This window comes from Pseudomonas sp. CHM02, assembly GCF_000612585.1.
Classification (GTDB): domain Bacteria; phylum Pseudomonadota; class Gammaproteobacteria; order Pseudomonadales; family Pseudomonadaceae; genus Aquipseudomonas.
This window is the reverse complement of the sequence record NZ_JFCA01000015.1, coordinates 41,987-64,742: the sequence shown is the minus strand read 5'-3', so window position 1 is coordinate 64,742 and position 22,756 is coordinate 41,987. Positions and strand designations below refer to the sequence as shown.

Annotated in this window: 23 protein-coding genes; 12 read left to right on the top strand and 11 right to left on the bottom strand. The window is 61.6% G+C overall.

The features are described from left to right. The first annotated feature begins 110 nt into the window (after positions 1 to 110). From BM70_RS0110390 to BM70_RS0110375, 4 genes are read left to right on the top strand one after another with little or no spacing between them, the layout of a single operon-like run. Positions 111 to 584: a MarR family winged helix-turn-helix transcriptional regulator gene (locus BM70_RS0110390; RefSeq protein ID WP_025855957.1), complete on the top strand. Its 474-nt coding sequence runs from the start codon at positions 111 to 113 to the stop codon at positions 582 to 584. After that, positions 581 to 2,032: an efflux transporter outer membrane subunit gene (locus tag BM70_RS0110385; RefSeq protein ID WP_025855956.1), complete on the top strand. Its 1,452-nt coding sequence runs from the start codon at positions 581 to 583 to the stop codon at positions 2,030 to 2,032. Before BM70_RS0110390 ends, BM70_RS0110385 begins: the two co-directional genes overlap by 4 nt. A gap of 15 nt (positions 2,033 to 2,047) precedes the next feature. Then, positions 2,048 to 3,247 (top strand): efflux RND transporter periplasmic adaptor subunit, encoded by a 1,200-nt coding sequence (locus BM70_RS0110380; RefSeq protein WP_025855955.1) that lies wholly within the window; start codon positions 2,048 to 2,050, stop codon positions 3,245 to 3,247. After that, on the top strand, positions 3,247 to 4,776 hold the full coding sequence (locus tag BM70_RS0110375; RefSeq protein WP_025855954.1) for a DHA2 family efflux MFS transporter permease subunit: 1,530 nt from the start codon (positions 3,247 to 3,249) through the stop codon (positions 4,774 to 4,776). The genes BM70_RS0110380 and BM70_RS0110375 overlap by 1 nt, the downstream gene beginning before the upstream one ends. 92 nt (positions 4,777 to 4,868) lie before the next feature. Here BM70_RS0110375 and lpxH read toward each other — a convergent pair whose 3' ends face one another. Together lpxH and BM70_RS0110365 are read right to left on the bottom strand one after the other, a co-directional pair. Next, entirely contained in the window at positions 4,869 to 5,618 is a 750-nt protein-coding gene (gene lpxH, locus BM70_RS0110370) for a UDP-2,3-diacylglucosamine diphosphatase (RefSeq protein WP_025855953.1), read from the bottom strand. Continuing rightward, entirely contained in the window at positions 5,615 to 6,118 is a 504-nt protein-coding gene (locus BM70_RS0110365) for a peptidylprolyl isomerase (RefSeq protein ID WP_025855952.1), read from the bottom strand. The genes lpxH and BM70_RS0110365 overlap by 4 nt, the downstream gene beginning before the upstream one ends. Positions 6,119 to 6,367: 249 nt before the next feature. Here BM70_RS0110365 and BM70_RS0110360 point away from each other — a divergent pair, with 249 nt between their 5' ends. Both BM70_RS0110360 and cysS read left to right on the top strand, forming a co-directional pair. After that, positions 6,368 to 8,068, top strand: a complete 1,701-nt coding sequence (locus BM70_RS0110360) for a glutamine--tRNA ligase/YqeY domain fusion protein (protein ID WP_025855951.1) — start codon at positions 6,368 to 6,370, stop codon at positions 8,066 to 8,068. Between the two features lie 18 nt (positions 8,069 to 8,086). After that, on the top strand, positions 8,087 to 9,475 hold the full coding sequence (gene cysS / locus BM70_RS0110355; protein WP_025855950.1) for a cysteine--tRNA ligase: 1,389 nt from the start codon (positions 8,087 to 8,089) through the stop codon (positions 9,473 to 9,475). Between the two features lie 167 nt (positions 9,476 to 9,642). Here cysS and BM70_RS0110350 read toward each other — a convergent pair whose 3' ends face one another. Continuing rightward, positions 9,643 to 10,206 carry a dihydrofolate reductase family protein gene (locus BM70_RS0110350; protein WP_025855949.1) on the bottom strand — a complete coding sequence of 188 codons (564 nt, stop codon included), beginning with the start codon at positions 10,204 to 10,206 and terminating at the stop codon, positions 9,643 to 9,645. A gap of 112 nt (positions 10,207 to 10,318) precedes the next feature. On the opposite strand from BM70_RS0110350, the gene lepB reads away from it, so the two are divergent. Both lepB and BM70_RS0110340 read left to right on the top strand, forming a co-directional pair. Further along, entirely contained in the window at positions 10,319 to 10,987 is a 669-nt protein-coding gene (lepB, locus tag BM70_RS0110345; RefSeq protein ID WP_025855948.1) for a signal peptidase I, read from the top strand. Between the two features lie 226 nt (positions 10,988 to 11,213). Further along, positions 11,214 to 11,996: an SDR family oxidoreductase gene (locus BM70_RS0110340; RefSeq protein WP_025855947.1), complete on the top strand. Its 783-nt coding sequence runs from the start codon at positions 11,214 to 11,216 to the stop codon at positions 11,994 to 11,996. Here the strand turns inward: BM70_RS0110340 and BM70_RS0110335 are convergent. Next, on the bottom strand, positions 11,993 to 12,322 hold the full coding sequence (locus BM70_RS0110335; protein WP_025855946.1) for a helix-turn-helix domain-containing protein: 330 nt from the start codon (positions 12,320 to 12,322) through the stop codon (positions 11,993 to 11,995). The two genes, BM70_RS0110340 and BM70_RS0110335, sit on opposite strands and share 4 nt — an antisense overlap. Before the next feature lie 113 nt (positions 12,323 to 12,435). On the opposite strand from BM70_RS0110335, the gene BM70_RS0110330 reads away from it, so the two are divergent. Then, positions 12,436 to 12,894, top strand: coding sequence for an HIT family protein (locus BM70_RS0110330; protein ID WP_025855945.1), 459 nt, complete (start codon positions 12,436 to 12,438; stop codon positions 12,892 to 12,894). A 126-nt stretch (positions 12,895 to 13,020) separates the two neighbouring features. Here the strand turns inward: BM70_RS0110330 and BM70_RS0110325 are convergent, their stop codons facing one another. From BM70_RS0110325 to BM70_RS0110295, 7 genes are all read right to left on the bottom strand, one after another. After that, the gene (locus BM70_RS0110325; protein WP_025855944.1) at positions 13,021 to 13,359 is read right to left on the bottom strand and encodes a Na+/H+ antiporter subunit G; all 339 of its coding nucleotides are present in this window, start codon (positions 13,357 to 13,359) and stop codon (positions 13,021 to 13,023) included. Then, positions 13,356 to 13,634 (bottom strand): K+/H+ antiporter subunit F, encoded by a 279-nt coding sequence (locus BM70_RS0110320; protein ID WP_005789171.1) that lies wholly within the window; start codon positions 13,632 to 13,634, stop codon positions 13,356 to 13,358. Before BM70_RS0110320 ends, BM70_RS0110325 begins: the two co-directional genes overlap by 4 nt. After that, positions 13,631 to 14,119: a Na+/H+ antiporter subunit E gene (locus BM70_RS0110315; protein ID WP_025855943.1), complete on the bottom strand. Its 489-nt coding sequence runs from the start codon at positions 14,117 to 14,119 to the stop codon at positions 13,631 to 13,633. The genes BM70_RS0110320 and BM70_RS0110315 overlap by 4 nt, the downstream gene beginning before the upstream one ends. After that, positions 14,116 to 15,798, bottom strand: a complete 1,683-nt coding sequence (locus BM70_RS0110310; protein ID WP_025855942.1) for a monovalent cation/H+ antiporter subunit D — start codon at positions 15,796 to 15,798, stop codon at positions 14,116 to 14,118. The genes BM70_RS0110315 and BM70_RS0110310 overlap by 4 nt, the downstream gene beginning before the upstream one ends. Next, positions 15,795 to 16,139, bottom strand: coding sequence for a Na+/H+ antiporter subunit C (locus tag BM70_RS0110305; RefSeq protein ID WP_003192163.1), 345 nt, complete (start codon positions 16,137 to 16,139; stop codon positions 15,795 to 15,797). Before BM70_RS0110305 ends, BM70_RS0110310 begins: the two co-directional genes overlap by 4 nt. Further along, the gene (locus tag BM70_RS0110300; RefSeq protein ID WP_025855941.1) at positions 16,139 to 19,060 is read right to left on the bottom strand and encodes a monovalent cation/H+ antiporter subunit A; all 2,922 of its coding nucleotides are present in this window, start codon (positions 19,058 to 19,060) and stop codon (positions 16,139 to 16,141) included. The genes BM70_RS0110305 and BM70_RS0110300 overlap by 1 nt, the downstream gene beginning before the upstream one ends. A gap of 211 nt (positions 19,061 to 19,271) precedes the next feature. Then, on the bottom strand, positions 19,272 to 20,201 hold the full coding sequence (locus BM70_RS0110295; protein ID WP_025855940.1) for a DMT family transporter: 930 nt from the start codon (positions 20,199 to 20,201) through the stop codon (positions 19,272 to 19,274). 92 nt (positions 20,202 to 20,293) lie between these two features. Between BM70_RS0110295 and BM70_RS0110290 the strand changes: the two genes are divergently transcribed. The 3 genes from BM70_RS0110290 to BM70_RS0110280 all read left to right on the top strand — a co-directional run bounded on the left by BM70_RS0110290 (position 20,294) and on the right by BM70_RS0110280 (position 22,753). Then, positions 20,294 to 20,857: a helix-turn-helix domain-containing protein gene (locus BM70_RS0110290; protein ID WP_025855939.1), complete on the top strand. Its 564-nt coding sequence runs from the start codon at positions 20,294 to 20,296 to the stop codon at positions 20,855 to 20,857. 157 nt (positions 20,858 to 21,014) lie between these two features. Further along, on the top strand, positions 21,015 to 21,362 hold the full coding sequence (locus BM70_RS0110285) for a hypothetical protein (RefSeq protein WP_025855938.1): 348 nt from the start codon (positions 21,015 to 21,017) through the stop codon (positions 21,360 to 21,362). Positions 21,363 to 21,556: 194 nt separating this feature from the next. Next, entirely contained in the window at positions 21,557 to 22,753 is a 1,197-nt protein-coding gene (locus BM70_RS0110280) for an SfnB family sulfur acquisition oxidoreductase (RefSeq protein WP_025855937.1), read from the top strand. Positions 22,754 to 22,756: the final 3 nt, after the last annotated feature.

Below are 22,756 nucleotides of genomic sequence, written 5' to 3'. Positions count from 1 at the left end.
GCCTGTCTGCCAAATACCAAGCAAGCTAATAATTCCATTTGACATTCGCTGCCTAAGCAGTAACATCTTGTCATACATTCACTGCCTAGGCAGTAATAAGGTGACTTTCGATGCCCCACTTCACCCCTGACAGCTTTCGCAATTGCCACCTCGGCCTGCTCCTGGGCCGGGCGGCACTGCTCAAAGACCGCATTATCGACACCCACATGGAACCGTATGGCGTGACCGCCGCGCAGTTCAAAGTGTTGATCATCATTGCCCAGTTCGACGTCGATACCCCGGCGGAACTGTGCCGCAACCTGTCCCTGGACAGCGGCTCCATGACCCGCATGCTCGACCGCCTGGAGCAGAAGGGCCTGCTGGCACGCCAGCGTTCCGAGCAGGACCGGCGCCAGGTGCGGCTGGTGCTCACGGAAGACGGCCAGCGCCTGGCGGACATGCTGCCGCATATCGGCGCCCAGTCGATGAACGAGTTGGCCGGCGCCCTGGAGCCTGGCGAACTGCAAACCCTGGAAAACATCCTCAAGAAAATTCTCGTCGCAGCCGGTGACGCCATCGTCATCCAGCGGGTAGGTAATTCATGAACACACGCGCACTCAGCCTGGTGCTGGCGGCGATGACGCTGGCCGGTTGTGCCAACTTCAGTGGCCTCGACACCCAAGGCAAACGCCTCGACGCCAACACCCTGCAAACCGGTAAATCCCTCAGCGGCATGACCCTGTCGAGCGCCGCCTGGCCTACTGCCGACTGGTGGAAAAGCCTCGGCGATCCACAGCTCGACGGCCTGATCAAGGAAGCCCTGCAAAACAGCCCCGACATGCAAGTGGCCAGTGCCCGCGCCCACCAGGCCGAAGCCGCCGCTTATGCCGCCGACGCTGCCCGCATGCCGACCCTGGATGCCAGTGCCGGCGTCAGCCGTTCGCGTTTGGCCAAGGACCAGGACCCACGCGGTGAAGGCGACGCCTATTCGACCGTGCGCAACATCGGCGCCAGCTTCAACTACAACTTCGACCTCTGGGGCGGCCAGCGGGCTGCCTGGGAGGCTGCGCTGGGTGAGGCGCGTGCCGCCCAGGTCGACCAGCAGGCGGCGCGCCTGACCCTGGCCGCCAACGTCGCCAAGGCCTACAGCGACCTGGGCCAGGCCCATATCGTGCGGGACCTGGCCAACGACGACCTCAAACGCACCCGGCAGATGCTCGACCTGGGCAAGCGCCGCCTGAACTCGGGCATCGACAGCCAGTACCAGTACCAGCAGACCGAAAGCCTGGAAGCCAGCTCCCAGTCGCAACTGATCGATGCAGAGAAACAATTGCAGAGCGCGAAAATCGCCCTGGCGGTGTTGCTCGGCAAAGGCCCGGACCGTGGCAATGAACTGGCGCGGCCCGCCGTGCTGAAACCCAGCGCCGTCGCCGTGCCATCCGTGCTGCCGGCCGAGCTGCTCGGTCGTCGCCCGGACCTGATCGCCGCGCGCTGGCGTGTCGAGGCGGCGGGCAAGAACATCGATGCGAGCAAGACCCGCTTCTACCCCAACCTCAACCTGAGCGCGAGCGCCGGGGCCGAGTCGTTGCTGGGGGATGCGATGTTTGGTTCGGCCAGCCGCTTCTTCAACATCGCGCCGACGATCTCGCTGCCGATCTTCGACGGCGGCCGCCTGCGCGCCGACCTGGACGCCCGCGACGCCGACTACGACCTGGCCGTGGCCCAGTACAACAAGACCCTGGTGCAAGCCCTGGGCGATATCGGTAACACCCTTTCGCAACTGCGCGACACCGGCCGGCAGATCCAGGCCCAGCAACATGCCGCGGACATTGCCCAGCAGTCCTACGACACCGGTGTGCAGCGCTACAGCTCCGGGATCGGTAACTACCTGGATGTGCTCAGCATCGAGCAGCAATTGCTGCAGGCCCAGCGTCAGCTGGCGACGCTGAATGCCGCGCAGATCGATCTGTCGATTCAATTGATGCAGGCCCTGGGCGGCGGCTACAGCGCCGACAACGTGGCAGCGACCACCCCAGCCACTCGCACGGAATAATTTGAGGTATTTGTCATGGCCACTGCCGAAAACACCAACGCAACCGAACAACCCAAAGACAACAACCCACGCAAACGCAAAGTGATGCTGATCGGCCTGGCGCTGATCGTCATCCTCGGCGTGGTCGGCGTGTGGGGCTGGTACGAGTTCTACGGCCGCTTCAACGAAACCACCGACGACGCCTACGTGAACGGCAACGTGGTGGAAATAACCCCGCTGGTCACCGGCACCGTGGTCAGCATCGGCGCCGACGATGGCGACCTGGTCCACGAAGGCCAGGTGCTGGTCAACTTCGACCCGAACGACGCCGCCGTCGGCCTGCAAAGTGCCCAGGCCAACCTGGCTCGCACCGTGCGCCAGGTTCGCGGCTTGTACAGCAACGTCGACGGTATGAAAGCCCAGGTCAATGCACAGAAAGCTGACGTGCAAACCGCCCAGGACAACTTCAACCGCCGTAAAACCCTGGCCCAGGGCGGGGCGATTTCCCAGGAGGAACTGTCCCACGCCCGTGACAGCCTCACTGCGGCCAAGAACGCCCTGACCAACCTTGAGCAGCAACTGAAAACCACCAACGCGCTGGTGGATGACACGGTGATCAGCTCCCACCCGGATGTGCAGGCTGCCGCTGCGCAATTGCGCCAGGCCTACCTGACCAATGCGCGCAGTACCCTGATCGCACCGGTCACCGGTTACGTGGCCAAGCGCACCGTGCAACTGGGCCAGCGTGTACAGCCTGGCACGGCGTTGATGGCGGTGATCCCGCTGAACCAGCTGTGGATCGATGCCAACTTCAAGGAAACCCAGTTGCGCGATATGCGCATCGGCCAACCGGTGGACATCGAGTCGGACATCTATGGCAGTGACGTGAAATACAGCGGTACCGTGGACAGCCTGGGCGCCGGTACCGGCAGCGCGTTTGCCCTGCTGCCGGCACAGAACGCCACCGGTAACTGGATCAAGATCGTGCAACGGGTGCCGGTGCGCATCCATATCAACGCCGACGAGCTGGCCAAGAACCCACTGCGGGTAGGCCTCTCTACCGTGGTCAACGTCGACCTGCACGACCAGAGCGGCCCGGTGTTGGCGCAACAGGCGCCACAAAAGGCCTCGTTCACCACCAACGTGTATGACCGCCAATTGGCCGAAGCTGACGCCATGATCACCCAGTTGATCCATGACAACAGCATCGCCGCGCCCAAGGCTGTGCAACGCTGATGAGCAATAACGCCTCCTTCACGCCACCCAGCCTGTTGATGGCCACTATTGGCCTGTCGCTGGCGACCTTTATGCAGGTGCTCGACACCACCATCGCCAACGTGGCGTTGCCGACCATTTCCGGCAACCTCGGCGTGAGTTCGGAGCAGGGCACCTGGGTCATTACCTCGTTTGCGGTGAGCAATGCCATCGCCTTGCCGCTCACCGGTTGGCTCAGCCGCCGGTTTGGCGAGGTGAAGCTGTTCTTGTGGGCGACCATGCTGTTTGTGTTGGCGTCGTTCCTCTGTGGTATTTCCACCTCGATGCCGGAACTGATCGCGTTTCGGGTCATACAAGGCCTGGTAGCCGGGCCGTTGTACCCGATGACCCAGACGCTGCTGATAGCTGTCTACCCACCGGCGAGGCGAGGCATGGCCCTGGCGCTGTTGGCGATGGTCACGGTGGTGGCGCCGATTGCGGGGCCGATCCTCGGCGGCTGGATCACCGACAGCTATAGCTGGCCGTGGATCTTCTTTATCAACGTGCCCATCGGCATCTTCGCGGTGATGGTGGTGCGTTCGCAGTTGAAGAAGCGCCCGGTGGTCACCAGTTTCCAACCGATGGACTACGTGGGGCTGTTGAGCTTGATCGTCGGCGTCGGCGCCTTGCAGATCATCCTCGACAAGGGCAACGACCTGGATTGGTTCGAATCCAACTTCATCATCATAGGTGCAGCGATTTCAGTGATTGCCCTGGCGGTGTTCATCATCTGGGAGCTCACCGACAAACACCCGGTGGTCAACCTGCGGCTGTTTGCCTACCGTAACTTTCGCATCGGCACCATCGTGTTGATCCTCGGCTACGCGGGCTTCTTCGGCATCAACCTGATCCTGCCGCAGTGGTTGCAGACCCAGATGGGCTACACCGCCACCTGGGCCGGCCTGGCGGTGGCGCCGATCGGCATCCTGCCGGTGCTGATGTCGCCCTTCGTCGGCAAGTACGCGCATAAGTTCGACCTGCGCCTGCTGGCAGGCCTGGCGTTCCTGGCGATCGGCTTGAGCTGCTTCATGCGTGCGGGCTTCACCAATGAGGTGGATTTCCAGCATATCGCCCTGGTGCAGCTGTTCATGGGCATTGGTGTGGCACTGTTCTTCATGCCGACCTTGAGCATCCTGATGTCCGACCTGCCGCCGAGCCAGATTGCCGACGGCGCGGGCCTGGCGACGTTCCTGCGGACCCTGGGCGGCAGCTTCGCGGCCTCGCTGACCACCTGGATCTGGATTCGCCGGGCGGACCAGCACCATGCGTACATGAGCGAAAACATGACCACCTACGACTCCGCGACCCGCGATGCCTTGCAGGCGCTGGGCGGGGCAGGGCAGAAGGCCTACACGCAACTGGACCAGATCCTCACCAGCCAGGCGTACATGATGTCTACCGTGGATTACTTCACGTTGCTGGGGTGGATGTTCATGGGGTTGATGCTGCTGGTATGGCTGGCGAAGCCGCCGTTTACGGCGAAGGCGGGGCCGGCGGCTTCCGGCCACTAACTGGGAGGTTGTCCCTGCTTTTGTGGTGAGCGGGCTTGCCCCGCGCGAGGCAAGCTCGCTCACCACAAAAAAGCGCACCGGAACGCGGTGTATCAGGCGCCGGGTAGCGCCAACGGCGGGTTTACAAACTCAAACGCCGCCAACTGAAACCCCTGCTCATCCACTTGCAACGCCCAACCCTGCTTGTCCCAGTCCCCCAGCACAATGCGCTTGGCCGCCTGGTCGCCGATCTGCAGCTTGTGGATGGCGGGGCGGTGGGTGTGGCCGTGGACCAGGGTGCGCACGCCGAACTGCTGCATCACCCGTGGCACTTCCTCGGGCGTCACATCGACGATGTCGTTGGCCTTCATGCGTGTCTGCGCGCGGCTTTCACTGCGCAGCTTGCGTGCCAGCCGGTAGCGGGTTCGCAATGGCAGGTGCCGCAGGATAAACAGTACGATCGGGTTGCGCAGGATGCGCCGCAGCTTCATATAGCCGACGTCGCGGGTGCAGAGGCTGTCGCCGTGCATCAACAGCACAGGCTCGCCATGGAGTTGCACGACACTCGGGTCCTTGAGCAAGGTGGCACCTGCGGCTTTGCAGAACGCCTTGCCGATCAGGAAATCGCGGTTGCCGTGCATGATGAAAATCGGGGTGCCGCTGTCGCTCAGCTCGCGCAGAGCCTCGCAGATGGAGCGCTGGAAGGGGGTCATCCCATCGTCGCCAATCCAGGCTTCGAAGAAGTCCCCCAGAATGTACAACGCCTGGGCGCCGCGGGCGCGGCCGTGGAGCAGATCCAGAAACGCCCGGGTGATATCCGGGCGCTCCTCTTCCAGATGCAAGTCTGAAATCAGCAATATCACTCAACGATCTCGGCTTTCTCGACGATCACGTCGTCTACCGGAACGTCCTGGTGACCGGCTTTACCGGTGGTCTGCACGCCTTTGATCTTGTCGACGACGTCCTGGCCTTCGGTGACTTTACCGAATACCGCGTAGCCCCAGCCTTGCACGTTCTTGCCGCTGTGGTTCAGGAAGGCGTTGTCGGCAACGTTGATGAAGAACTGCGCGGAGGCCGAATGCGGCTCCATGGTGCGGGCCATGGCGACGGTGTACTTGTCGTTGGAAAGGCCGTTGTCCGCTTCGTTCTGGATGCTTGGACGCTTGTCTTTCTTTTCTTTCATGCCAGGCTCGAAACCGCCGCCCTGGATCATGAAGTTGCCGATGACACGGTGGAAAACAGTGTTTTCGTAGTGGCCGGCTTTAACGTACTCGATGAAGTTGGCGACGGTGATCGGCGCTTTCTCGGCGTTCAGCTCGATGACGATGTCACCGTGGTTGGTGGTCAGTTTGACTTGAGTCATGTTCACTACTCTTTTCAGGGAATTCGTGGGTTTGGGTGCCTGGGCACCACGACCGGTATGGCGAAACTGCGGCCAAGGGGCGCAGTTTAGCGTGCCCGACGGGAATTTCGAGGTGGTTTTTTACCGCCGAGGCAATTAAAGCGGCAGTTTTTGGCCGCGCTCTGTCAGTGTCTTGACAGCATCGGCTATGATATCGCCTTTGTTTTATCTGGCCCCAACCGGCCACGAACCTGTCTGTTCAAGGATCCTATGAGCAAGCCCACTGTCGACCCTACCTCGAATTCCAAGGCCGGACCTGCCGTCCCGGTCAATTTCCTGCGCCCGATCATCCAGGCGGACCTGGATTCGGGCAAGCACACGCAGATCGTCACCCGCTTCCCGCCAGAGCCCAACGGCTACCTGCACATCGGTCACGCCAAGTCGATCTGTGTGAACTTCGGCCTGGCCCAGGAGTTCGGTGGCGTCACGCACCTGCGTTTCGACGACACCAACCCTGCCAAGGAAGACCAGGAATACATCGACGCCATCGAAAGCGACATCAAGTGGCTGGGCTTCGAATGGTCCGGTGAAGTGCGCTATGCCTCGAAGTATTTCGACCAGTTGTTCGACTGGGCCGTCGAGCTGATCAAGGCCGGCAAGGCCTATGTCGACGACCTGACCCCGGAGCAGGCCAAGGAATACCGTGGCACCCTGACCGAGCCGGGCAAGAACAGCCCGTTCCGCGACCGTTCGGTGGAAGAGAACCTCGACTGGTTCGCCCGCATGCGCGCCGGTGAGTTCCCGGACGGCGCCCGCGTACTGCGCGCCAAGATCGACATGGCCTCGCCGAACATGAACCTGCGCGACCCGATCATGTACCGCATCCGCCATGCCCATCACCACCAGACGGGCGACACGTGGTGCATCTACCCGAACTACGACTTCACCCACGGTCAGTCGGACGCCATCGAAGGCATCACTCACTCCATCTGCACCCTGGAGTTCGAAAGCCATCGCCCGCTGTACGAATGGTTCCTCGACAGCCTGCCGGTACCGGCGCACCCGCGTCAGTACGAGTTCAGCCGCCTGAACCTGAACTACACCATCACCAGCAAGCGCAAGCTCAAGCAACTGGTCGATGAAAAGCACGTCAACGGCTGGGACGACCCACGCATGTCGACGCTGTCGGGCTTCCGCCGTCGCGGCTACACCCCGGCGTCGATCCGCAATTTCTGCGAAATGGTCGGCACCAACCGCTCCGACGGCGTGGTCGACTACGGCATGCTCGAATTCAGCATCCGCCAGGACCTCGACGCCAACGCCCCGCGTGCCATGTGCGTGCTGCGTCCGTTGAAAGTCGTGATCACCAACTACCCGCAAGACAAGGTCGACCACCTCGAGCTGCCACGTCACCCGCAGAAAGAAGAACTCGGCGTGCGCAAGCTGCCGTTCGCCCGTGAAATCTACATCGACCGCGATGATTTCATGGAAGAGCCGCCCAAGGGCTACAAGCGCCTGGAACCGAATGGCGAAGTGCGCCTGCGCGGCAGCTACGTGATCCGTGCCGACGAAGCGATCAAGGACGCCGATGGCAACATCGTCGAGCTGCGTTGCTCCTACGACCCGGAAACATTGGGCAAGAACCCTGAAGGCCGCAAGGTCAAGGGCGTGATCCACTGGGTGCCGGCGGCGGCCAGCATCGAGTGCGAAGTGCGCCTGTACGATCGCCTGTTCCGCTCGCCTAACCCTGAAAAGGCCGAAGACAGCGCCAGTTTCCTCGACAACATCAACCCTGACTCCCTGCAAGTACTCACTGGTTGTCGTGCCGAGCCATCGCTTGGCGACGCACAGCCGGAAGACCGTTTCCAGTTCGAGCGCGAAGGTTACTTCTGCGCGGATATCAAGGACTCGAAGCCAGGTCAGCCGGTATTCAACCGTACCGTGACCTTGCGTGATTCGTGGGGCCAGTGATTCTCTAAGGAAGCCGTTGTGCTAACGATCTACAACACACTCAGCAAGACCAAAGAAGTCTTCAAGCCGCTGGATGGCAACAAGGTGCGCATGTACGTGTGCGGCATGACCGTGTACGACTACTGCCACATCGGCCACGGCCGCAGCATGGTTGCCTTCGACCTGGTGACCCGCTGGTTGCGTTTCAGCGGCTATGACTTGACCTACGTGCGCAACATCACCGACATCGACGACAAGATCATCAACCGCGCCAACGAAAACGGCGAGTCGTTCGACGCGCTGACCGAGCGCATGATCGCCGCGATGCACGAGGACGAGGCGCGCCTCAACATCCTCAAACCGGACATGGAACCGCGTGCCACCGACCACATCCCTGGCATGCACGCGATGATCCAGACCCTGATCGACAAGGGGTACGCCTACGCCCCAGGCAATGGCGACGTGTACTACCGCGTCGCCAAGTTCATGGGCTACGGCAAGCTGTCGCGCAAGAAAATCGAAGACCTGCGCATCGGCGCACGCATCGAAGTCGACGAAGCCAAGCAGGACCCGCTCGACTTCGTGCTGTGGAAAGGCACCAAGCCCGGCGAGCCGAGCTGGGAGTCGCCATGGGGCGCCGGGCGTCCGGGCTGGCACATCGAATGCTCGGTGATGTCCACCTGCTGCCTGGGTGACACCTTCGACATTCATGGCGGCGGCAGCGACCTTGAGTTCCCGCACCACGAAAACGAAATCGCCCAGAGCGAAGCCGCCACCGGTAAGACCTACGCCAACGCCTGGATGCACTGCGGGATGATCCGCATCAATGGCGAGAAGATGTCCAAGTCCTTGAACAACTTCTTCACCATTCGCGACGTGCTGGAAAAGTATCACCCGGAAGTCGTGCGTTACCTGCTGGTGTCGAGCCACTACCGCAGCGCCATCAACTACTCGGAAGACAACCTCAAGGACGCCAAGGGTGCCCTGGAGCGGTTTTACCACGCATTGAAAGGCTTGCCAGCCGTGGCTCCGGCCGGCGGCGAGGCGTTCGTGGCGCGGTTTACCGAAGTGATGAACGACGACTTCGGCACCCCGGAAGCCTGCGCGGTGCTGTTCGAGATGGTGCGCGAGATCAACCGCCTGCGCGAGAGCGATCTCGACGCAGCGGCCGGCCTTGCTGCTCGCCTGAAAGAGCTGGCCAGTGTGCTTGGGGTTCTGCAAATGAAGCCTGAGGATTTCCTGCAAGCCGGCGCCGAAGGGCGTGTGGATGCGGCTGAGGTAGATGCGCTGATCCAGGCGCGTCTGGCAGCGCGCGCCAATAAAGACTGGGCGGAATCCGACCGTATCCGCGACCAACTGACCGCGATGGGTGTGGTGTTGGAAGACGGGAAGGGTGGAACAACGTGGCGGTTGGCTGATCAGGCTTGATCGGTAAAGGCTGAATGAAAACGCCCCGACTGGTTCGGGGCGTTTTTTTGCACATCGTTTTAACGGCTCACTCGATCCATTGTGGGAGCTGGCAAGCCAGCTCCCACATTTTTTACTGTGCCCGCTTCATTCCCTCACTTGTGTTGAGTCATCCTGACCTCCCGTTCCTATGGCGCGGCGTGAGCGCCTGTCGTCACTTGATATCGACTCTGCACAAAACCATTGTCCGACACGTAGGTGCCCACATGGTGCAGCTCCCGCTCACTGCCAATCTGGCTGAACAGTGGAATGCCTTGCCCCAGCACAACCGGGATACGCGTAATGATCAGCTCATCGATCAGGCCCGCTTCAAGAAACGCCTGGATCGTCTGGCCACCGTCGATATAGAGGTGCTTCATACCGCGTTCGGCTAGCGTCGCCACGAGTGAGGTGACGTCTCCCGCCATCAACTCGACCTTGCCCTCCAGGTGCGCAGGGATCTGCAGAGGCTGGTGGGAGAGCGCAATGACGGGCGTGCCCTCGTAGGGCCACTCGGGGAATGACAAGGTTTTCTCCAGGGTTTTGCGACCCATTACCAGTGCATCGACCGTGGCGATGAAGCGTTCATAGGTCACGCCGTTCAACTCGGCGGTTTCGTACTCTGGTCGGTGCAACCACTCGATATCACCGTTCGGGCGGGCAATAAAGCCGTCGATGCTGGCTGCGATGAAGACTGAACATTGGATATCCATGGCGAAAACTCCTTTTAGTGCGCGTGGACGCTAATGTTAATTTAATCCTCGCGTGCAACAACCGGGCGTCTAAGACACAGTCCTGATACCCCTTTCTGCCGTGCGAGGATGTATGCGAAGTTGGTTGAACCGTTACCGTTACGCAATCATTTTCTGGATGTGCTTCGGCGTTTTCCGTACCTCCCTGGCCGACTGGAATCCCATTCCCTCTGGCTCCATGCGCCCGACCTTGCTGGAGGGCGATGTGGTGTTGGTGAACCGGGTGGCCTACGACCTCAAGCTGCCGCTCACGGACATTTCCCTGGCCAAGCTCGATAACCCCCAACGTGGCGATGTGGTGACGTTTTCATCGCCCAAGGACGGCATGCGCCTGATCAAGCGTATCGTCGGCATTCCCGGTGACACCCTGGAAATGAAAGACGAGGTGTTGTGGGTCAACGGCGTGCCTGCCACCTACAGTGACGCGCAGGACATCAGCGAGCCCATCGTTCCCGGCCATACGGTGCCGGGGATCAAGCTGAACGAGCGGGCGGCCAGCCGTCAGCGCACGGTGCAGTTCATGCCGACGGTGCGGGCATTGCGCAATTTCGGGCCGGTGGTGGTGCCGGCCGACAGCTATTTCATGCTCGGGGACAACCGTGACAACAGCGATGATTCCCGGTACATCGGCGTTGTGCCGCGCCGGCTGTTGATCGGGCGCGCGCACCATGTGCTGGCGTCGGCGGAGATTCTGGATCACTGGATGCCACGCCTGAACAGGTTTGGCGCGCCGATCCTGTAAATACACTGTAGGAGCTGGCTTGCCAGCGATGGCGGCGTATCAGCTACATCGACAGCGACTGACACACCGCCATCGCCGGCAGCCGGTATCTACAGGTGGACGTGCTACGAGGGCCCCTGAAACCAGACACTCACTTTTGGGTTAGCCCATTACCTTTTCGTGCGTTCTTGTGGGCTGTCCGCCCGGTTCCTATCCTGCGGTCTTCGTTTACCCAGGAGTAGGTTCCATGAGCTTTGATCTCGGACTAAAAGGCCTTCGTGCGCTGGTCACCGGTGGCACCAAAGGTATCGGCGCCGCCGTGGTGGCGGTGTTGCGTGAACAAGGTGCCCAGGTGATTTCGGTCGCGCGTTCGGCGGCAGATTCGACGCCAGAAGGCGTGCATTTCATCGCCGCCGACCTGGGCACTGCCGCGGGTTGTGCGAGTGCTGCCGAGGCGGTGAAGGAGCGGTTTGGCGGCGTGGATATCATCGTTAATGTACTCGGCGGCTCCAGCGCGCCGGGTGGTGGTTTTGCCGTGCTCGATGATGAGCAGTGGGCTAATGCGTTGAACCAGAACCTGATGGCGGCGGTGCGGGTGGATCGGGCGCTGCTGCCGGGGATGCTCGAGCGTGGGGCCGGGGTGATTATTCATGTCACGTCGATCCAGCGGGAGTTGCCGTTGCCGGAGTCGACCACGGCGTATGCCGCTGCAAAGGCGGCGTTGGCGACCTACAGCAAGAGCCTGTCGAAAGAAGTGACGCCCAAGGGTATTCGGGTGGTGCGGGTTTCGCCTGGCTGGGTGGAGACGGACGCGGCGGTGGCACTGGCGGAGCGCCTGGCGGAGCAGGCGGGAACCGATTATGAGGGGGGCAAGCAGATCATCATGCAGGCGCTCGGCGGTATTCCGCTTGGACGGCCGGCCAAGCCCCAGGAGGTGGCTGACTTGATCGCCTTCCTGGTCTCGCCCCGCGCCGCGTCGATCAGCGGCACCGAGTACGTGATCGACGGCGGTACCGTGCCCACGGTCTAACTCGTCGGCTTGGCGGCCTGCCATTTGAGCAGGCCATCCAGCACCGGGCACAGGCGCTGGCCCCACTCGGTCATGCGGTATTCCACCTTGGGCGGCACCACCGGGTAGACCGTGCGTTGCACCAACCCATCGGCCTCGAGCTGACGCAATTGCTGGGCGAGCATCTTCTGCGAGATATCCGGGATCAGCCGCTCAAGGTCGGAGTAACGCTGCACCTGGCCGCCGAACAGGTGGAACAGGATGATCAGCTTCCAGCGCCCGCCAAGCCAGGCGAGCGTGGTTTCGACGTCGGCGGCCGCGGTGGCAGGGGTGTAGGTTTTACTCATTGCATACGCCCTTCGGACATTTCGGAAAGTTGCCATTTGCTTTGACGTCCGCCGCAGCCTGGCTTTAGATGGTCGACACGACCAAACCCACGATGAAACCGGCGGTGATTCAAATGGATTGTATCTTCTGCAGCATTGTTCAAAAGACCTCCCCAGCGCACATTCTGTGGGAAGACGACCAGCATATGGCTTTCCTGTCGATCTTTCCCAATACACCGGGTTTCAGCGTGGTGATCCCCAAGCAGCATTACGGCAGCTATGCGTTTGCGCAGTCGGATGAGGTGTTGGCCGGGCTTGCCGTTGCAGCGAAGAAAACCGCGCTACAGATCGACCGTGCGTTTCCCGATGTGGCGCGTACGGGGATGATGTTGGAAGGCTATGGCGTGGATCACCTGCATGCGAAGCTGTTTCCCATGCATGGGACGGGCGGGGACAGTACCTTCAGACCCATCAGCTCCAAGGTGGAGAAGTTCTTCGAAGCCTATGAGGGCTATATCTCGTCCCATGATTTTGTGCGGGCGGATGATGCCGAGCTAGCGGAGTTGGCGGCGCACATCAGATCATTTGTCTAATGCAAAACCAAATGTGGGAGCGGGCTTGCTCGCGAATGCGGAGGGTCAGTCGCTGATGTGCTGACTGAAAAACCGCATTCGCGAGCAAGCCCGCTCCCACATTTTTTACTGTGTTCGCTTGATGAATCAGCGGCGGCTGCTGACCTCGGCCGGCACATCATCACCGGCCATGCGCTTGCGGAACAGCGCAGTGCGCGCCAATAGCAACGTGGTCACCGGCACGGTGATCGACAGCAATATCGGGATCAACCAGCCGTGCAATACCGGCCCGGACTTGAGCACCGAAAAATAGATGATCGACGCCAACGCCACGCACCACGCCCCCAGCGTCGACGCCAGCGCCGGCGGGTGCATGCGTTGGAAGAAGTCCTTCATGCGCAACAACCCGATCGCGCCAATCAACGCAAATGCACTGCTCAGCACCAACAGCACTGCGACAACGATTTCCACCCATAACGGCATCATTCGATCACCTCCCCGCGCAGCAGGAATTTCGCCAGGGCAAACGAGCCCACGAAGCCAAACAGCGCTATCAACAACGCCGCCTCAAAGTAGGTATCACTGGCATACCGAATACCCAGCACCAGCATCATCAGCATCGCCAGGATGTACAGGTAGTCCAGCGCCAATACCCGGTCCTGGGCCGAAGGGCCCTTGAACAGGCGGATCAGCGTCAGCACCATGGCCAGCGAGAACAGGAACAGGCTGAACAGGATCGCATTGGAGAGCAGGGCGCTCATTCGAAGATCTCCATCAGGGGCCGCTCGTAGGTGGTCTTGAAGTGCTCGATGAAGGGCGCTTCATCCTCCAGGTCGAACACGTGCAAGAGCAGGATGCTGCGGTCCAGCGCCAGTTCCGACCAGATGGTGCCGGGCACCACGGTGGTGATCATCGACAGTGCGGCCAGGCCGTTGGGGTCGCGCAGGTCCAGGGGGATCTTGATGAAGCGCGAACGCGGCGGGCGGGAGCCGCACATCAGTACGCCCCAGGCTACTTGCAGGTTGGAGACGATCACATCGCGGCCCACCAGGAAAAACAGGCGGATGATCACGCCAGGACGGCGGATGCGGATCGGCAAGGGCCGCAGCGGCGCCATCATCAACGGCGCAAGAAAGCCCAGCAGGGCGCCCAGCAGCAGGTTGCCGGGGCTGACCGACAGGTTCAGCACCAGCCACAACACCCACAACGCCAGGGACAACCACGGGGCAGGGAACAGTCGCTTCATGGTTGCACCTCCAGCGCGGCCGCCTGGGCTTCAGGGCTTGGCACCGGACGCGTCGCCATCACCGCCATCACATAGTGCTCCGGGTTGTTCAGGCTGACGGCGGTGGCCTGGGTGTAGCGCATCAGCGGTTCGGCCTTGAACGTCAGCAGAATGCTGAGACCGAGCAGGAAGAAGATCGGCACGCACTCGTAGCGGCGCAACAGCGGCGATGGACGCTCTTCCGGGGTCCAGAAACGCTGGATGCCCAGGCGCGCGAAGGCGATCAGCGACGCCAGGCCGGAGAGGATCAGCAACGCCACCAGGCCCCAGGCGGCGGGACGAATCGGTTCATCGACACTGACGCCCAGGCCCAGCGGATTGACCAGCGCACTCAACAGACTGAGCTTGCCGATAAACCCGGACAGCGGCGGCATGCCGATAATCAGCAGGGCACAGGCGATAAAGCTCAAGCCCAGGAAGGCCATGGTCCATGGAATCACCTGGCCGACCACGGCTTGCTGCTCGTCATCGAGGTTGACGCCAGGGCGCGGATGCAGGGACTCCATGGCCTTGGGCAGCGCATCGATCTCTTCGTCCAGCGGCAGGTCATTGGCCGAGCGCGAACGCTCGATCAGTTCGGCCAGCAGGAACAGCGCGCTTAATGCCAAGGTAGAACTGACCAGATAGAACAGCGCGCCCGCGGTCAGGCTTGGCTGGGCGAAACCGACTGCCGACAGCAGGATCCCGGCCGACACCAGGATGCTCAAGCTGGCCATGCGCTCCAGTCGCTGCGCCGCCACCATCGCCAGCGCCGCGCAGATGATGGTCGCCATGCCGCCATACACCAGCCAGTCGCCGCCAAACAGCGCTGACGCCCCGGCCTGGCCGGAGAACAGCAGGGTCCACAGGCGCAGCACGGTGTACACGCCGACCTTGGTCATGATCGCGAACATCGCCGCCACCGGCGCGCTGGCCGAGGAGTAGGCGGGCGCCAGCCAGAAGTTCAGCGGCCACATGCCGGCCTTGGCCAGGAATGCCGTCGCGAGGATGGCCGCACCGGCGTGCAACAGGCCGCGATCAGCCTCGGGCACCAGCGGGATTTTCAGCGCCAGGTCAGCGAAGTTCAGCGTGCCGGTGACGCCGTAGATCATCGCCGCGCCAATCAGGAACAACGACGACGCCAGCAGGTTGATCGCGATGTAATGCAGCCCCGAGGACACCCGCGCACGCCCGGAACCGTGCAGCATCAAGCCATAGGACGCCGCCAGCAGCACCTCGAAGAACACGAACAGGTTGAACAGGTCGGCAGTGAGGAAGGCGCCATACAAGCCCATCATCTGCACCTGGAACAGCGCGTGGAAGCTGGTGCCCGCGCGGTCCCAGCGCGCCATGGCGAACAGCAGCGCGCTCACGCCGATGATGCCGGTGAGCACCAGCATCAGCGCCGACAGTTGGTCCACCACCAGCACGATGCCGAACGGCACTTGCCAGTTGCCCGGCAGGTACACGCCGATGGAGCCGGGGCCGCCTTGTTGCGTCCAGTACAGCAGCAGGATGGCGATGCCCAGGCCGATCATGCTGGAGAACAGGTTGATACGCGCTTTCAGCGGCCGGTGCTTCTCGCCGAGCATCAGCATCAGGGCGGCGGTGAGCAACGGCAGCAGGATCGGCGCGACGATCAGTTGATTCATCCACGTCATTCCTTGGGCTCCCGGCCGTCCACATGGTCAGTGCCGGTCAGGCCCCGGGATGCCAGCAGCACCACCAGGAACAGCGCGGTCATGGCGAAGCTGATCACGATAGCCGTGAGTACCAGCGCCTGGGGCAGTGGGTCGGTGTAGTTGAGCAGGTCTTGCGGCACGCCGTCCTTGATGATCGGTTCCTTGCCGATAAACAGGCTGCCCATGCTGAAAATGAACAGGTTGACCCCATACGACAGCAGGCATAGGCCCATCACCACCTGGAACGTCCGTGGCCGCAGGATCAGCCAGACGCCGGAGGCCGCCAGGACCCCAATGGCAATTGCGATGACTTCTTCCATCAGGCGGCTCCTTCCGTTGCGGCAACCACTTTGGCCTGGTTGCTCGGTTTATGGGCCCGCACGGACTGGTGACCGAGGGCGGTGAGCATCAGCAGCGTGGAGCCGACGACCATGGCGTACACGCCGACGTCGAAGAACAGCGCGCTGGCGATATGAATATCGCCAAGCACCGGCAGGCTGAAATGCCAGGTATGAGTGGTGAGGAACGGGTAGCCGGCAAACAGCGCACCGAGCCCGGTCAGTGTCGCCGAGAACAGCCCGAAGCCCATCCAGCGCATCGGCCGCAGGCTCATCTGCGCCTCGACCCACTGCGTGCCGGCAACCATGTATTGCAGGATAAACGCGACCGACATCACCAGGCCGGCGACAAACCCGCCACCCGGTTGGTTGTGGCCGCGCATGAACAGGTAGAACGACACCACCAGCGCAATCGGCAGCAGCAGGCGCACCAGCACCGCCGGCACCATCATGAAGCCCAGCGCGGTGTCGCTGGCCTGGCGCGGGTTGACCAGGTCGGTGGCCACGTCCGGCGCCAACTGGCGCTGTTGCGCGGGCAGTTGCATGCTTTCCTTGGAAGGGCGGAAGCGCCGCAGCAGGGCGTACACCGTCAGCGCCACGGCACCGAGCACGGTGATCTCACCCAGGGTGTCGAAGCCACGGAAGTCCACCAGCATCACGTTCACCACATTGCTGCCGCCGCCTTCGGGCAGGGCGCGACTGAGGTAGAACGAGGAGATGTCGTTGGGTGTCTGGCGCGTCAGCATCGCATAGGACAGCAACGCCATGCCGCCGCCCACCACGGTAGACAGCAGGAAGTCACGCAAGCGGCGGATGCGAGCCTTGCGCAGCGAGCTGGGCAGTGGCGAGACTTCTTCGATCCGCCGTGGCAGCCAGCGCAGGCCGAGCAGGATCAGTACGGTGGTGACCACTTCCACCACCAACTGCGTCAGCGCCAGGTCCGGCGCCGAGAACCACACGAAGGTGACGCAGGTCATCAGGCCGCACACGCTGACCATGGTCAGGGCTGCCAGCCGGTGATACTTGGCTTGCCAGGCGGCGCCGAGGGCACAGGCAATCGCCAGCAGCCACAGGGTCACGAACACGATGGAACCCGGGATCTTCGGCCGGTCGCCCCAGCTGAGGCCGCTGTTGATCATCGGGATCATGCCGCCGATCACCGCCACCAGCACCAGCAAGAAGAGTTGCGTCTGCAGGCGCTTGGTGCTGATGCGTTTCTCGATCCTGCGCACGCCGCGCATCATCACTACCAGGCTGCGCTCGAAGCCGCGCTTGCCATTGAAGTAGCTGATCACCGGCGGGTATTTGAAGCGGCCGCGCTTGAGTTGCTTGCGCAGCAGCAGGTACAGCACCACGCCACCGGACATGGCCACCAGGCTCATGATCATCGGCGCGTTCCAGCCGTGCCAGATCGCCAGGCTGTACTCCGGCAGCACACCGCCGACCACCGGCAGTGCGGCGGCGGCGAGGATCGAACCGACCACCTGGGCCGGAAAGATCCCCACCAGCAGGCAGGTGAACACCAGCATCTCGACCGGCGCACGCATCCAGCGTGGCGGTTCGTGGGGCGTGTGCGGCAGGTTGGTCGCGGTCGGGCCGAAGAACACGTCGACGGTAAACCGCAGGGCGTAGGCCACGCTGAACGTACCGGCGATGGTCGCGATCAACGGCAGGGCAAACTCCACCCAGGCAGTCGAGGTGATGAACACGGTTTCGGCGAAGAACATCTCTTTGGACAGGAAACCGTTGAGCAACGGCACGCCGGCCATGGACGCACTGGCCACCATCGCCAGGGTCGCGGTAAACGGGATCAACCGCACCAGCCCGCTGAGCTTGCGGATGTCCCGTGTGCCGCTTTCGTGGTCGATGATGCCCGCCGCCATGAACAGCGAGGCCTTGAACGTGGCGTGGTTGAGGATATGGAACACGGCCGCGACGGCAGCCAGTGGGCTGTTGAGCCCCAGCAGCAAGGTGATCAGCCCGAGGTGGCTGATGGTGGAGTAGGCCAGCAGGCCCTTGAGATCATTCTGGAACATGGCGCAGTAAGCGCCGAGGAGGAGGGTGAGGGCGCCGGCACCGCCGACGATCCAGAACCATTCTTCGCTGCCGGACAGCGACGGCCACAGGCGGGCCAGCAGGAACACGCCGGCCTTCACCATCGTCGCCGAATGCAGGTACGCCGACACCGGCGTGGGGGCTGCCATCGCATGGGGCAGCCAGAAGTGGAAGGGGAACTGGGCGCTTTTGCTCAGGGCGCCGATCAGCACCAGGGCCAGCATGACCGGGTACAGCGAGTGCGCGCGAATCTGATCGCCGGCCGCCAGCACCTGGTCAAGGTCGTAGCTGCCGACGATATGCCCCAGCAGCATCACGCCCGCCAGCAGGCACAAACCGCCGGCGCCGGTGACCATCAACGCCATGTACGCACCGCGCCGCGCATCGGCGCGGTGGTGCCAATAGCCGATCAGCAGGAACGAGAACAGGCTGGTCAGTTCCCAGAAGAATACGATCTGGACCAGGTTGCCGGAGATCACCAGCCCGAGCATGGCGCCCATGAAGGCCAGGAAAAACGCAAAGAAGCGCGGCACCGGATCATCCGGCGACATGTAGTAGCGCGCATACAGCGACACCAGCGTGCCGATGCCCAGCACCAGCATCGAGAACAGCCAGGCAAACCCGTCCATGCGCAACACGAAGTTCAGCCCGAGGCTGGGCAACCACATGAATTCTTCGCGGATCACGCCACCGTGGGCGATCTGGGGGTAGAGCAGGGCGACTTGAAGGGTGCCGACCAGGGCCACAAGGCCGGCCAGCAGGGATTCGGTGTTACGTGCATTGTGCGGCAACAAGGCCGCCAGACAGCTGCCAATGAATGGCAGAAGCAGTAGAACTATCAGGGACATAGGCTTCTAATCTGCAGGAGTTTGGGATGCATCATACGTGCCGCTTTAACGATCACCAAACGGCAACATGTGGCAGGATCCTACAAGCTAAGCTGAAATCGCCCATTTCGCGTTGTTTCAGGAAACCCGATTCGGGCACGCGACACCGCCCCCTGTGGGAGCCGGGCTTGCCCGCGATGGCAATCTGACAGCCATTGTAACTATTCGGACCTCATCCCTGCTGTTCCTGTTCCCGCTCATCGCGCAATTCGAGGGCCTTCTGCCCCTTGGTCTTCATCTCACTGACAATCACCGCCGCCACAATCAACGCCGCCCCCACCATCGCAATCGGCGGAAAACGCTCCCCCGCGATCCGCCCCACCACGCCGGCCCACACCGGCTCACCGGCATAAATCAACGTGGCGCGGGTGGGCGAAACACTTTGCTGTGCCCAGTTCATCGCCACCTGGATCACCGCACTGGTCAAGCCCAGGCCCACTGCACTGAACAGCAATAACCATGAAAACCCCGGCAGCGCCTCGCCCATCGGCACCACCATCAGGAACGACAACAACGACGCCGTGGCCAGTTGCACCACGGTCACCCGGCGCACATCCACCTGCCCGGCAAATGCGCTGATCAGGATGATCTCTGCCGCGATCGCGACCGCGCCGATCAACGTGGCGATTTCACCGGGGCTGAAATTCAGCGAAGCGCCCGCCGGGCCGGTCAGCAGCATCAAGCCGGTAAATGCCAGCATGATGCCAATGCTCGGCATCAACCCCGGGCGGCGGCCCAGCACCAGCCATTGCAGCAACGGCACGAACGGCACATAGAGCGCGGTGATAAACGCCGACTGGCTGCTCAGGATCGTCTGCAAGCCAATGGTTTGCAGGCCGTAGCCAAACATGATCGCCACGCCGATAAACACGCCGGCCTTCAACTCGAACAGCGTCAGGTCGCGCAAGGTGCGCAAGGAAAAGAACCCGACCACAATCGCCGCCGCCGCAAAGCGCAAACCGACAAAAAACATCGGCCCGCTGACGGTCATCGCGTGCTGCACCAGCAAAAACGTGCCGCCCCAGATCATGGTGATCACCACCAGGATGCATTCGGCTTTGCTGAAACGGTTGAAACGCGGGGCAGGATTCGGGGTGGTCATGGCGGCTCAGTCTTGCAAGGGAAAGGTACGGACCGCACAATGCGCCGCACGCTGGGCAGTATACTGCGCACATCCACCCATTGAGCAATATAGTGCACAAAGAAAATCCGCAACGGGCTTCGGTCCTGCAGCACGTCAGCCAGAACGTTCGTCGCCTGCGCCATGCTGCCGACCTGAGCCAGACCGCGCTTTCGGAAAAGTCCGGGGTCAGCCGACGCATGCTGGTGGCCATTGAGGCGGGGGAGAAAAACGTCAGCCTGTCCACGCTGGACCGAGTCGCCGAAGCGCTGGATGTGGCGTTCAGTGATCTGATTCAGGCCCCGGATGTGCGTGACCACAGCCGGATCAACGAATTGGCCTGGGCCGGTGAAATTACCGGCAGCAAGGCGGTATTGCTGGCCAAAGCCACCGCGCGGCGTGAAGTAGAGTTGTGGGAGTGGCGCCTTGAACCCGGTGATCGTTACTGCCCGGACCCGGACCTGGAAGGGTGGAGCGAGCAGCTATTTGTCTTTGAGGGCAGCCTGACCCTGGTGGTGGGGGACGCAGAAAACACCATCAACGCAGGTGAGTTTTTCATGTTCGCCAGCCATCAGCCTCATGCCTATCGCAATGATGGGGACGTCGCCGTGAAGTTTGTACGGAATGTCGTTATTTAGTTTGTCAACTGTGAGAGTTGACAGCTTATTTTTGGTTTTTCCTTCAGTTATGGTGTTTTTGCGTCAATCACTAAGTTTTTGCATATTCGCTATGTGTTGACTTGTTGGTGTTGTCGCAATAATTGAACTGTCAAGAACCCAATATAAGGATATGGATATGAACGGAGTATTAGTATCTCGAGCGGATTTTCTCGTAGCCCCAGCTATTGTTCCTTCGCAAAATGAAACGATCTCCCGTTCGGAGGTAGCAGGTGACAGAGCCACTTTTGTCCTTCCTCTTTACCTCGATATTGAGGTTGGCGATGAGTACTCGCTCTATGTAGGTACTGATGGACAGTGGGATTGGTTTACCTATGGGGAGATCGTCTCTACAACGGAAGTCGTTACCCGAAGATTGTATGATGCGCTCTTTGTTGGCGCCACCTCTGCGTCAGCGTACTATAAGATTAAGAAACAAAGCGGGGAAATGCGCTCGCATCAGGCTATATATCAAGTTGTAGATTAATTAGTATGTGATGGGTGAGAGAAGGTTGCTTTTGACAAGCAACTGTTGATGGAGCAACAGAGGTTCAACACTTTGTTGGTTTGCTCCCATTTTTTCTCCTGATAATTGTGTAACTGGCCTGTTTTGTTAAGGGTCAGCTTCGGGCATGACTCCTGCAGTGGCTTCCGTATCTTATCGGAGCCTGGAGTCGGCCCATGTCAGCCCACCCTCAACACCCTGCCCATATCATCCGCTCGGACGCGGAAGCCATCGAGGTCGCCACGCGTCTGGCCGCACGTTTTGCTGTCGATGCCAGCGTGCGCGACCGCGAGCGGCGCCTGCCGGTCGCCGAGCTTGACGAGTTTTCTGCCAGCGGCTTGTGGGGCATTACCGTTCCCAAAGCCTACGGCGGCGCCGGAGTGTCATATGTGACCGTGGCCGAGGTGATCAAACTGATCTCCGTCGCCGACCCGTCTCTTGGGCAGATCCCGCAAAACCACCTGGGCGTAGTGGATATCCTGCTGCAAACCGCGACCGAGGAACAAAAGCGCTACTACTTCGGCAAGATCCTCGCCGGCTATCGTTTCGGCAATGCCTTCTCCGAAGCCAAGAGCAAGAACGCCGGCACCTTCGACACGCAGATTCGTTTCCACGGCGATACCGCGCAAATCAACGGTGAGAAGTTCTACTGCACCGGTGCGCTGTTCGCCCACATCGTGCCTACGGTTGGCAACAACGAAAAAGACCAGGCGTTCATCGCCTTTATCGAGCGCGATGCCCAAGGCCTGAGTGTGATCGACAGCTGGGACGGCTTCGGTCAGCGCACCACCGCCAGCGGCGGCGTGACCCTCGATGGCGTAACCGTGCCCCTCAGCGCGGTGATCCCCGCTCACCAAGCCTTCGACCAACCCACCGCCAACGGCCCGATTTCACAGATCATCCAGGCAGCGGTCGACACCGGCATCGCCCTGGGCGCCCTTGAACAAGCCAAGATCCATGCACGCCAGGCGCGACCGTGGATCGACAGCCAACAGGATCACGGCTGGCAAGACCCGTTCACCATCGCCGCCATCGGCGACCTGGAATGGCGCGTGCACGGCACCGAAGCCATCCTCGCCAAGGCCGGCCTGGCGGTGGACCGCGCTCTTGCCGAGCCCAATGAAGACACCGTCGCCCACGCTTCGCTGGTGGTCGCCCAGGCCAAAGTCCTTTCTGCCGAAACCGCCTTGCTCGCCAGCAGCAAACTCTTCGAACTGGCCGGCACCCGCTCGGTCACCGGCAAGCACAACCTTGACCGCTTCTGGCGCAACGCGCGCACCCACACCCTGCACGACCCGGCCCGCTGGAAATACCACCTGATCGGCAACTTCGTGCTCAACGGCGTGAAGCCCGCGCGCCACGCCTGGAACTAAGGA

Excerpts from the sequence above, each read along its gene's own strand:
- BM70_RS0110350 (WP_025855949.1), bottom strand. The coding sequence starts at position 10,206 with ATGGATATCCAATGTTCAGTCTTCATCGCAGCCAGCATCGACGGCTTT.
- BM70_RS0110380 (WP_025855955.1), top strand. The coding sequence starts at position 2,048 with ATGGCCACTGCCGAAAACACCAACGCAACCGAACAACCCAAAGACAAC.
- BM70_RS0110365 (WP_025855952.1), bottom strand. The coding sequence starts at position 6,118 with ATGACTCAAGTCAAACTGACCACCAACCACGGTGACATCGTCATCGAG.
- BM70_RS0110320 (WP_005789171.1), bottom strand. The coding sequence starts at position 13,634 with ATGAGCGCCCTGCTCTCCAATGCGATCCTGTTCAGCCTGTTCCTGTTC.
- BM70_RS0110280 (WP_025855937.1), top strand. The coding sequence starts at position 21,557 with ATGTCAGCCCACCCTCAACACCCTGCCCATATCATCCGCTCGGACGCG.
- BM70_RS0110390 (WP_025855957.1), top strand. The coding sequence starts at position 111 with ATGCCCCACTTCACCCCTGACAGCTTTCGCAATTGCCACCTCGGCCTG.
- BM70_RS0110315 (WP_025855943.1), bottom strand. The coding sequence starts at position 14,119 with ATGAAGCGACTGTTCCCTGCCCCGTGGTTGTCCCTGGCGTTGTGGGTG.
- BM70_RS0110295 (WP_025855940.1), bottom strand. The coding sequence starts at position 20,201 with ATGACCACCCCGAATCCTGCCCCGCGTTTCAACCGTTTCAGCAAAGCC.
- BM70_RS0110335 (WP_025855946.1), bottom strand. The coding sequence starts at position 12,322 with ATGAGTAAAACCTACACCCCTGCCACCGCGGCCGCCGACGTCGAAACC.
- BM70_RS0110325 (WP_025855944.1), bottom strand. The coding sequence starts at position 13,359 with ATGATGCCGTTATGGGTGGAAATCGTTGTCGCAGTGCTGTTGGTGCTG.
- lepB (WP_025855948.1), top strand. The coding sequence starts at position 10,319 with ATGCGAAGTTGGTTGAACCGTTACCGTTACGCAATCATTTTCTGGATG.
- BM70_RS0110305 (WP_003192163.1), bottom strand. The coding sequence starts at position 16,139 with ATGGAAGAAGTCATCGCAATTGCCATTGGGGTCCTGGCGGCCTCCGGC.
- BM70_RS0110300 (WP_025855941.1), bottom strand. The coding sequence starts at position 19,060 with ATGTCCCTGATAGTTCTACTGCTTCTGCCATTCATTGGCAGCTGTCTG.
- BM70_RS0110340 (WP_025855947.1), top strand. The coding sequence starts at position 11,214 with ATGAGCTTTGATCTCGGACTAAAAGGCCTTCGTGCGCTGGTCACCGGT.
- BM70_RS0110285 (WP_025855938.1), top strand. The coding sequence starts at position 21,015 with ATGAACGGAGTATTAGTATCTCGAGCGGATTTTCTCGTAGCCCCAGCT.
- BM70_RS0110385 (WP_025855956.1), top strand. The coding sequence starts at position 581 with ATGAACACACGCGCACTCAGCCTGGTGCTGGCGGCGATGACGCTGGCC.
- BM70_RS0110310 (WP_025855942.1), bottom strand. The coding sequence starts at position 15,798 with ATGACGTGGATGAATCAACTGATCGTCGCGCCGATCCTGCTGCCGTTG.
- BM70_RS0110360 (WP_025855951.1), top strand. The coding sequence starts at position 6,368 with ATGAGCAAGCCCACTGTCGACCCTACCTCGAATTCCAAGGCCGGACCT.
- BM70_RS0110375 (WP_025855954.1), top strand. The coding sequence starts at position 3,247 with ATGAGCAATAACGCCTCCTTCACGCCACCCAGCCTGTTGATGGCCACT.
- BM70_RS0110330 (WP_025855945.1), top strand. The coding sequence starts at position 12,436 with ATGGATTGTATCTTCTGCAGCATTGTTCAAAAGACCTCCCCAGCGCAC.